Here is an 11,532-nt window from a genome sequence, read left to right as displayed (position 1 = left end):
GGTCTTCACGACCAACAGCCACCGCGCCGCCGCCCTCGCACCATGGCTCGAGACGTACAACACTCGACGCCGCCACAGCGCCATCGGAGGCAAACCACCGATCAGCCGACTGTCACCAACCTGATGGCCGAGTACACCTAGCGGGCGGCGAGGTCGGCCGCGTAGTCGCCGGGGGCCTTGGCGGTCCCGTTCACCGTGGTGTAGTCGACGGTGACGACGTCCGCGGACGCTGCCGACATCGTCACCGTGAAGGACGCGGAGACGGTGCCGCCGTCCCCCTCGACGACCGAGGTGTCGGCGACGGACACCGTCGGCGTCGTCGCGGCGGCGCCTGCGGGAGCCGCCGTTGCCGCGACCAGGACGACGGCGACGACGAGGCCGGCGAGCGTGACGAGTCGAGGCGTGCGGCGCGCTGGTTGCACTGGTCCCCCCTTGACGCAGGAGGGGTGACTGTCGTTCCGACGGTCCCGCCCGGCAAGGTGAGCCCTCCCCGCTCACGGGTGGGAGGGACCGGGCGGACTGCCCGGTCGGGCGGAGCCGGAAGGGGCGGCTGGCCCGGGCGAGTGGTGCGTTCCTCTTGATCGGAATCAACGCCGCAGCCATATCGCCAAATCGGCGGTACCGCACGTCGCGTTTGTCTTGACACCGTCCGCCGTTCTTTGCGAAGGTGAACGTCGCCCGGCGGGCAGTTCCTCGACCGAGGAGCTGAACGGGTGATTCGGCATCGAGAACAGGCGGTTCGGAGCGGATGAACCGTGATCGTGGCGGCGGCGCGCTCGCGCCACCGCGTTGGAACCTCGCGACCTCCTTCGGGCTCCCCGAGGACCTCGACGGGGTCGTGGCCTCGGCCCGGCGGTTCCGGGCCCGCCACGGCGGCGCCGTCGCCGGCATGGGCGCGGCTGCCCTGGCAGGCGCCTTCCGGGAGGTCGAGGCGCTGCTCGCGCCGCTCCAGCGGGCCGCCACCTACGCCGAGATGGTCCTCGCCTGCGACGCCGGCGACCCCACCGCCCTCGCCCTCCTCGACCGCTGCGACGAGGCCTGGGCCGCCGTCGGCGAGGTGGCCGACGCCTTCGAGCGGGAGGTGGCGGCGCTGCCCGAGGCCAGGGTGGCCGCCCTGCTGGCCGACCCGGCGCTCGGCCCCTACGCCCAGCACCTCCGCACGGTCCTGGCGGCGGCGCCGCCCGCTCCCCCGCCCGGCACCGACCAGGCCGTCACCGCGCTCGAGCCGGTGGCGCTGGCCGGTTGGGAGCGCATGGCCCGCCAGCTGCTCGGGCGCATCGACGTCCACGACGGCCCCGCGCCGGCCAGCCTGGGCGCCGCGCTCCCCGCCCTGTACGACGCCGACCGCGAGCGCCGCCACCGCACCGTCGCCGCCATCTCCGCGGCGCTCGAGGCCGAGGTCGACCTGCGGGCGACGACCCTGTCGATGCTGGCCAGGGGCCGGACGGCGGTCGCCGGCCTCCGGGGCCTCCCCGGCTGGGCCCACGCGTCACACGTGGTCAACGCCGTCGACCGGGCCGAGGTCGACGCCCTGCTCGAGGCCGTCGACGGCGCCCGCCAGCTCCCCCACGACCACTACCGGGCCAAGGCCGCGCTGCTCGGCGAGCTGACCGACGCCGACCGCTACGCGCCGCTCGGCGACCCGCCGCCCGCCATCGACTGGGCCGACTGCCGGGCGTTCGCGCTCGACACGCTCGGCGCCATCGCCGGCGAGCTGGCCGACATCGCCCGCGACCTGCTCGACGGCGGTGCGGTCGACGCCGACCCCAGACCCGGGAAGCGCCGGGGCGCCCTGACCTTCTCGCCGGCCGGCGCCCGCCCGCACGTGCTGCTGAACTTCACCGGCCGGCCGAGGGACGCGCTCACCGCCGTGCACGAGCTGGCCCACGCCGCCCACGCCCGCCTGGCCGGCCACCACGGGCCGCTGACCGCGGCGCTGCCCACCGTGCTGGCGGAGACGGTCGGCCTGTTCGCGGAGACGGTGGCGGCCGACCGGCTGTGCGCGTCGGTGGACGACCCGGGCGCCCGGCTGTCGGTGCTCGGGCGCCGGGTCGAGGACCAGCTGGTGGCCGTGTTCCGGGAGGCCGCGCTGCACCGCTTCGAGCGCGAGGTGCACGACCGGGCCGCGGACGACGTGCTCGACGCCGACGAGCTGGGCGAGCGCTGGCTGGCCGGCCAGCGGGACCTGTACGGGCCGGCGGTCGCGCTCTCGCCCGGCTACCGGCACTGGTGGAGCTACCTGGACAGCCTGTTCCTCGCCCCGGGCACCGCCTGGCCCTACGTGTACGGCCAGCTGGCCGCGCTGGCCCTCGTCGAGGCGCACCGCGACGACCCCCGCCGGTTCGGGGACCGCTTCGTCGCCGTGCTGGCCGAGGGGGCGGGCCGCCCGCCGGCCGCGCTCCTCGGCTCGCTCGGCGTCGACGTGGGGTCGCCCGACGGGTGGCGGCGCGGCCTGGACGTGCTCGGTGAGGAGGTCTCGGCCCTCGTCGCGCTGGCGACGGCCGGGGCAGGCGTACCCCGGCCACGGGACGGCGGACCCGTGGCCGGGGGCGGCGACAAGGGCAACGACGACGGAAGGAGGTGACCATGACCATCACCCTGCGGACCCGCAAGACCAGCATCGCCTCGGGCGCGAACGAGGGCTAGTTCCCGCGAGTGGCCGCTGGTGGGCGGTTCGCCCGCCCACCAGCGGGCCTGTCACCCGGGTCCGCCTGCCCGCTCCGGCCAGGAATCAGACGGGCGCTCCCGGGCGCAATTCCGACTGTACCAGTCCGCCCGGCATCGGGCCCGACGTCAATGTGACCGGTCGCGACCTCGCGCAAAAGGATGGCGCCATGGAGTCCGGCATGCGACCCCAGTTGAAGCACACCTCGCCGGTGTTCACCCGCGGCGGGACCGTCTATGTGGGCGGCTACGGGGAGGTGACCGAGATCCCCGACGAGGACGGCGCGGTCGCCCGCCTGTTCTCGCTCCTCGACGGCACGAGGACCGTGCCGGAGGTCCATCGCGACCTCGCCCGCGAGTACCCGCACGTCACCTTGGAGGACGTGGAGGCGGCCGTCGCCCAGTTCGACGAGGCCCGCTTCCTGCTCGACGCCGGCGCCACCGCCGACGGGCTGCTCGACGACTACGAGCTGCGGCGGTGGGAGCGCAACGTCAACTTCTTCGCCTCCTACGCCCGCCTGGCCGACAACCGCTACGACTTCCAGCGCCGCCTCCTCGACTGCCGGGTCACCCTCCTCGGCCTCGGCGGGCTCGGGTCGCACCTGCTGCTCGACATGGCGGCGATGGGCATCGGCCACGTGCGGGTCGTCGAGTTCGACCGGGTCGAGCTGTCGAACCTGAACCGCCAGATCCTGTACCGCGACGCGGACGTCGGCCGGCCGAAGATCGACCTCGCCGTGGACCGGGTCCGGGAGTTCAACCCGCGGATCGACATCGAGAAGGTGCCGAGGCGCATCGAGTCGACGGCCGACGTGCTGGCCGTCGCCGCCGACGCCGACGTCGTGGTCTCCGTCGCCGACCGCCCGAAGATGGAGATCAACCACTGGGTCAACGAGGGCTGCGTGCGGGCTGGGGTGCCGCTCGTGACCGGCGGCCTCGAGACCCAGCGGGCCGTCTACTTCACCGTGCTCCCCGGCGTCACCGGCTGCATCGAGTGCTGGCGCCTCCAGGTGTTCCGCGACGACCCCGTGTCGGCCACCCTCCTCGAGGAGAAGCGGGAGCGGCGGATCGGCGGCGACAACGCCGCCTTCTGCCCGCTCGTCACGATGACGACCGCCCTCCTGCTCGGCGAGCTCACCCGGATCGTGGTCGGCATCGCCCCGCCCGTCGCCGCCGGTCGCCTGATGGAGCTGCGCTTCGACGACTACCGGATGGTCGAGAGCGAGCGGTGGGACCGCCTCGACGACTGCCCGGTGTGCAGCGGCATCCCCGCGCCGGCCGCCGGCGAGCGGGTGGCGGTCACGACGCCCGGCTGACCTCGGCGGCGTCGTCGCCGACGGACGCGGCCCCGGGCGCCGGCCGCCGGTCGTTCAGCGCCGTGCGGGACCCGACGAGCGCCACGCCCAGGCGGAGCAGGCCGGCGGCGCCGATGATCACGTACATGTTGCGCAGCCCGCTCTCGAGGACGCCGGCGAGCAGGGCCGCCGCGGGGATCGACGCGAACGCCAGCATGCGGGTGACGGCCACCACCCGGCCGAGCAGGTGGAGCGGCACGATCCGCTGCCGGTAGCTGAACCAGGCGACGACGTTGACCGAGCCGAACGCGTAGACGACGGCCCACACCGCGCTGATCGACGCCACGTCCCGCAGCGGGATCAGCGCCAGGGTCGTGATCCCGGCGCCGGCCGTGCAGGCCAGGATGGCCCGGGGCGCCGGCACCCGGCGGAGGACGCGGGACGCGGCCGCGGCGCCGGCGATCGCACCGACCCCCTGCGCGCCGAGCACGACGCCGACGAGGCTCGGGGAGAAGTCGCGATACCGGGTCAGGTAGTAGACGAAGTTCGCCTGGAGCAGCCAGATGGCGAGGTTGGTGCCGGTGAACAGCAGGGAGCCGGCGAGCAGCACCCGGTTGTCGCGGAACACGTGCTGGCCGGCCTCCCGCACGTCGGCCACCATGGCCCGCAGCGCGACCGCCGCCCCCCGGTCGGTCCGGCGTTCCGTCCCCGCGTCGCCGACCCGGATGAGGACGATGGCCGCGGCGGAGACGAAGAACGTCACGGCGTCGGCGGCGACGGCCGTCTGGTAGCCGAACACGGTGACGATGCCGCCGGCGATCACCGGCCCGACGAGGGCCACGACGTTGTCGCCCGCCTGCATCCACGAGTTGGCGGCCGGGAGGTCCTCGGCGTCGACCAGCGCGGGCAGGAAGCTCTGGAACGCCGGGTGGTACACCGGCTCCACGCAGGCCAGCAGGAAGGCGGCGAGGTAGACGAGGCGGAGGTCGTCGACGCCGGCGGCGACGACGGCCGTCAGCCCGAGGGCGATGGCGCCGGCGGCCGTGTCGCCGAGGATGAGCAGGCGCCGGCGCTCGAGGCGGTCGGCGAACACGCCGCCGGGGAGCGACAGGAGCAGGAACGGGCCGTACTCGATGGCGTAGACGGCCGCCGTGCCGAGCGCCGACCCGGTGAGCTCCAGGACGAGCAGCGGCAGGGTCAGCCGGTAGATCCAGTTGCCCAGCGAGGACACCAGGTAGGCGAACAGGAGCAGGTGGTACCGGTGCCGCACGGCCGCGCCTCACACCCCTGCCCAGCGCCCGACCACCGCCATGGTCACGTGCTCCACCTCCGCCGAAGGTCGGGGACAGCCTAGGCAGCCGACGCTTCGGCGGGGACCGAAGCGATGCCGCGGTACCCTCGCCGGCATGGCGGGCGCGGCGGCGGCCGGGACGGGCGACGTGGACCTCCCCCGGGTCGGCGCGCTGCTGGCCGACGGGGCCCGCTGCCGGATGCTGCTCGCCCTGCTCGACGGCCGGGCGCTGGCCGCCAGCGTGCTGGCTGCCGAGGCGGGGGTGGCACCGTCGACGGCCAGCGGGCACCTGCGGCTGCTCACCGAGGCCGGGCTGCTCGCGGTCGAGCGCCACGGCCGGCACCGCTACTACCGCCTCGGCGGGCCGGAGGCGGCCCGGTTCCTCGAGGCCGCCGCCCAGGTGGCGCCCCGCCGGCCGGTCACATCCCTCCGCGAGGGCACCCGGGCGCACGCGCTCCGGACGGCCAGGACCTGCTACGACCACCTGGCCGGCCGGCTCGGCGTCGAGGTGATGCGGTCGATGCTCGAGCGCGGCCACCTCGTCGGCCACGACGGCACCTTCGACCCGGCCACGGCGACCGCCGACCGCCTCTCGTCGAGGGGCCGCGACCACGACTACCGGCTGACCGACGACGGGCGGGCCTTCCTCGCCGGCTTCGGCGTCGACGTGCCCGCCGGCGCCGGCGCCCGGTACTGCGTGGACTGGAGCGAGCAGCGCCACCACCTGTCGGGGGCGCTCGGCCGGCGGCTGCTCGACCGGCTGCTGGCCCTCGGCTGGGTGGAGCGCCGCCCCGGAGGCCGCTGGCTCGCCGTCCCCCCGGCCGGCGTCGAGGGCTTCGCCGAGGTCTTCGCCATCCCCGAGCCCCGCTGGCGGGTCGCCGCCTGAGCGGCGGCGCCGTCACCGCCCCGGTTCGGTCGGGGCGGCGGCGGCACTGCCGGCCGGCGGGGTGAGGGCCGCTCCGGGGCGGCGGGCCCGCGCCGCCGTGGCGGGCAGGGCCCGTCCGAGGGGGAGCACGCCGACGCCGGCGAGCACGACGCCGAGCAGGGCGACCCGGAGGCTGGCGGCGTCGGCGACCAGGCCTACGACGGACGGCGAGACGAGGAACCCGACGCGGAGCAGCCAGCTGACGATCGTGAGGCCGACGCCGTGGGGCAGGCCGTCGAGCTCGTCGGCGGCGTGCATCACGGCGGGGACGAGCGTGGCGACGCCGAGGCCGCCCAGCGCGAACCCGACGAGGGTGGTGGAGATCGACGGCAGGGCGAGGGCGGCGCCCATCCCGAGCGCGATGGCGGCCCCGCCGACCAGCGAGACGCGGCGCTGGCCGAACCGGTCCACGACGCGGTCGCCGGACAGCCGGCCGGTGGTCATCGCCACCTGGAGGGCGACGAAGGCGAGCCCGCCGGCGGCCGCGCCGGCGCCCACCTCACCCCGCAGGTAGAGCGCCCCCCACGAGGCGCCCGCGTCCTCGACGAACGCGCCGCAGGCGGCGAGCCCGCCGAGGGCGGCGAGCATCGGGACGGTGGCGCGCGGGGCCCGGCCCGTGCGTCGGTCGTGCGCGGCGGCCGCGGCGGCCCCCGCGGCGTGGTGCCCGTCGCCGGCGGCGACCCGCTCGGCGTCCTCCGGCCCGCCGAGCAGGAACCGGTTGGCGACCAGCGCGGCGAGGCCGAAGACGGCGGCGGAGGCGCCCAGGTGCACGCCCAGGGGCACGGCCAGCCCGGCCGCCGCCGACCCGAGGAGCCCGCCGACGACCGCCCCGATGCTCCACAGCCCGTGGAAGGCGTTGACGATCGAACGCCCGTAGGCCCGCTGGACCCGGAACCCGTGGGCGTTCTGGGCGACGTCCACGACGGCGTCGACCGCCCCGACGACGAGCATCAGCGCCGCGAACACCGCCCACGCGCCCGACAGCGGCACGCCGGCGACGGCCACCCCGAGGACGACCAGCCCGGACGAGGCGACCGTCGCCGAGCCCAACCGCTGGATGAGCGCCGGCGCCAGCAGCCCGGCCAGCAGCGCGCCGACCGGCATGGCGGCGATGGCGCTGCCGAGGGCGGCGTTGGAGAGGTCGAGCCGGTCCTTCACCTCCGGCAGCCGGGGCACGAGGTTGGCGTAGAGGACGGCGTTGACGAAGAACACGGCGAACACGGCGGCGCGGGCGTGGCGGACGCGCCGGTCGACGGGGGCAGCGGGGACGGGCGCCATGGCGCCCTCCGGTCTACCGCCGAGCCCGCTCAGCCGGTGACCGCGGAGAGGTCCTTGTCCTCCATCTCCCACGCGTGGTCCATCACGTGGAAGGCGGTGTGGCGGATGAGGAACGGCAGGTTCCACGACCGCATCCGCCGGCCCTCGCCGGCGTTGTAGGCCCGCATGGCGTCGACGTACGCCGCCCGGTGGGCCCGCAGCCCGTCCGGCGTGAGCGCCGCGCCCTCGGCCACCCGCAGCCCCACGCGCTTGGCGAACTCCTCGCTCTCGTTGCGGATGGTGTGGCGGATGATCTGGTCGCGGTCGCGCCCGCCACCGCGGGGCCCCTTGCGCATCTCCGGCGACACCCGTGCGGCCACCGCGTCGAAGTACGCCCAGCAGGCGCGGAGGAGCTCGATCTTGCGCTCCATCTCCGCGTCGTCCATCGGCTCCTGCTCGAGGCCCGACGGGGCGAAGGAGATCCCCCAGAAGTCGGTCGAGCCAGGGCCGACCCGGTCCTCGACGACGTCGAGCGGCCCGGCGCCGTCGAACTCGCCAGCCATCCCGGCCGCGACCGCGATCGGCCGGTAGCGCTCGCGATACGACTCGAGCGTCTCGAGCGCGGACTCGGTGGTCTTCGCCCCCCTGCTCCACCCCGGCCAGTCGACCGCGAACGCGACCGCCTTCTTCCCCTTCGGCCCCCGCTCCAGCACCGTCCGCACCGGCATGAGGCCCGATGGTACGAGGCACCGGCTCGGCACGTCGGCGCCGGGGCCCGTGCGCCAGTCGATGCAGCACTCGAGGAGCAGCACCTCGTCGTTCGGCGGGCGGATCAGACGGTCTCGATCCCCGCCGCGGCGAAGTGGACGAGCCGCAGCCGGACGCTGTCGCTCGGCGACCCGAGCGAGATCCGGGTCTCGTAGAAGCCGGTAGGCGGGATCGCGGTGCGTCCCGACGATGTTGAGGCCGGCTCCCCGAGCCCGGCGCCGTGCCCGGCCTCGTCGAGGCGACGGCGATGGTGGAGCCGGGCGCCCGGCTGCGGCTGCCGGCGAGGGCCAACCTCGGTCGGTACGCCTACCTGATCGCCGCCGGCGACGACCGCGCCGCCTGCTCCGCCGCCGCCCCGACCCTGCTCCGCTCCCAGGTGCTGTCCTCGCTCTACCGGGCCGTCCGGCGAGGCGAGACGACCGAGCGGGAGGAAGACGAGCGGCTGGCGTACGTGTGGTCGCTCGGGCTCCGGCGGCCACCACCGCCCGCTCGCTCGCCAGCCGCAGGGCGACGTCGGGCCCGATCACGTACCGCACGACCCGTAGTAGACACCGTCGCCACGTTCCAGGACGCGCCCGACGCCCCGCCGATGGTCGCCGTGCCGGCGGGGACCTTCCCGATGGGCTCGCCGCCCGACGAGCCGCAGCGCTCGGTCGGCGACGTCGAGGGCCCCCGGCACGCGGTGCGCATCCGGCGGCCGTTCGCCATCGGGCGCGACGCCGTCACCGTCGCCGAGTTCACGGCCTTCGTCGACGACTCGGGCCACGAGGTCCCCGACGTCCTCCTCACCGGCGAGTACGGCCACTGGGCCGTCCGCGACCGCCGGTCCTTCCGCGACCCCGGCTTCCCCCAGGACGGGTCCCACCCGGCCGTCGGGCTGAACTGGCTGGACGCCGACGCCTACGCCCGGTGGCTGGCCGAGCGGACCGGCCGTCCGTACCGCCTGCCCTCGGAGGCGGAGTGGGAGTACGCGGCCAGGGCGGGGACGACCACCCGGTACTGGTGGGGCCACCGCATCACCGCCGACGACGCCAACTACGACGGGGACCGGGGCGGCACCGTCCCGGTGGGCTCGTTCCGTCCCAACCCGTGGGGCCTGTACCAGGTCAGCGGCAACGTGTGGGAGTGGTGCGCCGACACGTGGGTGGCCGGCTACGGGACCGGCCCGGTCGACGAGCGCCCCCGCCGCGTCGAGGGCGAGCCCTCCCGGGTGCTGCGGGGCGGGTCGTGGCTGAACGGGCCGTGGAACGTGCGCTCGGCCATGCGCCTCGGCGACCCCGAGGGGTTCCGGCACCCGACCTTCGGCGTGCGGGTGGCCGTCGACCTGCCCGCCGGCGACGGTGGTTGACGGCCCGGGACGGGGCGACCACAATGCCGCCACCCCAGGGGGAGGTCGGGCGTGGACATCCGGTACAGGGAGCTGACCGTCACCGTCGCCGAGCCGGCCGGGTCGGTGCTCGTGCTGCCCCGGGACGACGTCATGGCGTGCGGCGACTGCACCGACTGCTCGGGCTGCTCGGGGTGCACCGGCTGCTCGAACTGCAGCGACTGTTCGAACTGTTCCGACTGCTCGAACTGCTCCGCCTGCTCCAAGTGCTCGACCTGTTCGGTCGCCTCGGTCACGCCGGCGTGCCCGCAGTGCGGCACCAACTGCACCAAGTGCACGGGCACGGGGACGAAGACCTGCGAGGACGAGGTCGCCCAGCTCGACGAGCGCGACCTCGAGCTCCTGCGGGCCGCCCTCCGCTCGGCGTCCGCCTGACCCGTTCGGAGCGGTGACGACCCCGGCGCTCGCTCGCGCCGCCGAGCGGGCGCCGGCCGGCCGGTGGCGCACGGTGCCCGGCCTCGGGAGCGTCCGGCTCGCGCCGTCGTGCGCGGTCGCCGGCCCGGCCGGCCCGGCATCGGTGCTCGACGCCCTGGCCGGCGGGCGCACCGAGGTGCTCGCTGTCACCGTCGACGGGGGTGGGCGGGTGCTGGAGCTGCCGGTCCCGAGCCAGCGGGCGCTGCACCGGTGCCTGGCCGGTCCGGCGGCAGCCGGGCTCGACGAGGCGACCGTCCGGGCCTTGCGCACGCTCGTGCTCGACGGCGTCCTCGAGCTCCAGGGCCGGCGCCCGCCGAGGACCGGGCCGGGGACGTGGGCCCGCCTGTGCGACCGCCCGACCGGGGCCGGCGACGGCGGCGGCGCCCTGCACCGGCTGTCGGTCGACGCCGTCCGCCACGGCGCCGCCTTCGTGGCGCTGGAGCCGGCCCAGCTCACGGCCCGCCTGTACTTCTTCAACCGCCGGCCGGCCACGCCGGCCTGGCGGTACCGGCTGCCGACGGTCGCCACCGTGCAGGGGTTCCTGGGGCTCGACCGGGCGATGGCGACGCCGGCCATGCGGGAGGCGTGGCGACGGGCGTCGCGCAACGACCCGAGGGAGACGGGCTGGGTCTTCTTCCGCTCGACCCGGCGCCGCCGCGCCGGTGCCCCCCGCTACAAGGTGTACGCCAGCCCGGGCATCGACCGTGTGCCGGACCTCGTCGCCCGGCTGCCCGACCTGCTCGACGACGAGGTGGTCGACGCCTTCAAGGTCGGCGCGCACCTGTACGCCCTGCTCCGGCCGGACAAGTTCGTCCTGTACTGCTCGAGCCTCGACGCCGTGCACGCCGTCGGCCGCCGGCTGGTCGACGGCCTGGCCGGCATGGAGGCCCACGGCGTGCCGTTCACCGCTCCCCTGGCGGCCGACGGGCTGGTGTCGTGGGGGGCCGACCCGCCGCCCGGCTACCACGCCGGGTCGACGAGGGAGCGCAACAGCTGGCGGCTCTGGGTGGCCAGCCTGCTGGCCGACGCGCTCGCCGGGGCGGCGGCGACGCCCGGCCTGGGCCTGCCCCCTCCGGACTACGCCATGCTCCGGCTGGCCGAGGACGGCGTCGGCCTGCCCGGCTGGGAGCCGCCGCCCGCGTTCACGGCCGCCGCGGCGGACGGGGAGTAGGCGTGGACGACCTCCTCGCCCGCTTCCGGCTGGCCGCCGACGTGGCGCTCATCCCCTACGAGCGCCTGGCCGCGGCCGACCGCCGCCGGATCGACGGGGAGCCGGGCGACACGGTCGTGTCACGGCGGGGTGGGCGGGCCCGGTCCAAGGTGCTGTCGGCCGAGGCCGCCGAGCTCGTCGCCCTGTACCGGGAGCCGACCACGCTGGTCGACGCCGTGCGGCGGTTCGCGGCGGAGAAGCGCTACGACCCCGACGCCGTCCTCGACCAGGCCTTCCCGCTCCTGCGCCAGCTCGTCAACCAGGGGTTCATCGTCAGGGACGCCGACGAGCCGGCCGCCCGGCCGGCCGGCGTGCTCGCCC

General features: G+C 76.0%; 12 protein-coding genes. 8 read left to right on the top strand and 4 right to left on the bottom strand.

The window, feature by feature from the left end; genetic code table 11:
* On the top strand, positions 1-124 hold a 124-nt coding region (locus VGB14_16120; GenBank protein HEX9994456.1), incomplete at its 5' end, for an integrase core domain-containing protein.
* Positions 125-137: 13 nt separating this feature from the next.
* Here the strand turns inward: VGB14_16120 and VGB14_16115 are convergent.
* Positions 138-422, bottom strand: coding sequence for a hypothetical protein (locus VGB14_16115; protein ID HEX9994455.1), 285 nt, complete (start codon positions 420-422; stop codon positions 138-140).
* Positions 423-748: 326 nt separating this feature from the next.
* Between VGB14_16115 and VGB14_16110 the strand changes: the two genes are divergently transcribed.
* Positions 749-2,584, top strand: coding sequence for a M3 family metallopeptidase (locus tag VGB14_16110; protein ID HEX9994454.1), 1,836 nt, complete (start codon positions 749-751; stop codon positions 2,582-2,584).
* Positions 2,585-2,834: 250 nt separating this feature from the next.
* Entirely contained in the window at positions 2,835-3,980 is a 1,146-nt protein-coding gene (locus VGB14_16105) for a ThiF family adenylyltransferase (protein ID HEX9994453.1), read from the top strand.
* Here the strand turns inward: VGB14_16105 and VGB14_16100 are convergent.
* Positions 3,964-5,229: an MFS transporter gene (locus tag VGB14_16100; protein ID HEX9994452.1), complete on the bottom strand. Its 1,266-nt coding sequence runs from the start codon at positions 5,227-5,229 to the stop codon at positions 3,964-3,966. The two genes, VGB14_16105 and VGB14_16100, sit on opposite strands and share 17 nt — an antisense overlap.
* Positions 5,230-5,365: 136 nt before the next feature.
* On the opposite strand from VGB14_16100, the gene VGB14_16095 reads away from it, so the two are divergent.
* Entirely contained in the window at positions 5,366-6,136 is a 771-nt protein-coding gene (locus VGB14_16095; protein HEX9994451.1) for a winged helix-turn-helix domain-containing protein, read from the top strand.
* Between the two features lie 12 nt (positions 6,137-6,148).
* Here VGB14_16095 and VGB14_16090 read toward each other — a convergent pair whose 3' ends face one another.
* Together VGB14_16090 and VGB14_16085 are read right to left on the bottom strand one after the other, a co-directional pair.
* Entirely contained in the window at positions 6,149-7,453 is a 1,305-nt protein-coding gene (locus tag VGB14_16090) for an MFS transporter (GenBank protein ID HEX9994450.1), read from the bottom strand.
* 29 nt (positions 7,454-7,482) lie between these two features.
* Positions 7,483-8,160, bottom strand: a complete 678-nt coding sequence (locus VGB14_16085; protein ID HEX9994449.1) for a hypothetical protein — start codon at positions 8,158-8,160, stop codon at positions 7,483-7,485.
* 260 nt (positions 8,161-8,420) lie between these two features.
* Here VGB14_16085 and VGB14_16080 point away from each other — a divergent pair, with 260 nt between their 5' ends.
* The 4 genes from VGB14_16080 to VGB14_16065 all read left to right on the top strand — a co-directional run.
* The gene (locus tag VGB14_16080) at positions 8,421-9,548 is read left to right on the top strand and encodes an SUMF1/EgtB/PvdO family nonheme iron enzyme (GenBank protein HEX9994448.1); all 1,128 of its coding nucleotides are present in this window, start codon (positions 8,421-8,423) and stop codon (positions 9,546-9,548) included.
* Between the two features lie 51 nt (positions 9,549-9,599).
* On the top strand, positions 9,600-9,962 hold the full coding sequence (locus VGB14_16075; GenBank protein ID HEX9994447.1) for a hypothetical protein: 363 nt from the start codon (positions 9,600-9,602) through the stop codon (positions 9,960-9,962).
* A 13-nt stretch (positions 9,963-9,975) separates the two neighbouring features.
* A complete protein-coding gene (locus VGB14_16070; GenBank protein HEX9994446.1) occupies positions 9,976-11,172 on the top strand; it encodes a hypothetical protein in 1,197 nt (398 codons plus the stop codon).
* A gap of 2 nt (positions 11,173-11,174) precedes the next feature.
* On the top strand, positions 11,175-11,532 hold a 358-nt coding region (locus tag VGB14_16065; GenBank protein HEX9994445.1), incomplete at its 3' end, for a hypothetical protein.

This window comes from Acidimicrobiales bacterium, from assembly GCA_036399815.1.
GTDB lineage: Bacteria > Actinomycetota > Acidimicrobiia > Acidimicrobiales > DASWMK01 > DASWMK01.
The sequence above is the reverse complement of the archived record's forward strand: the minus strand, read 5'-3'. Positions and strand labels throughout refer to the sequence as shown.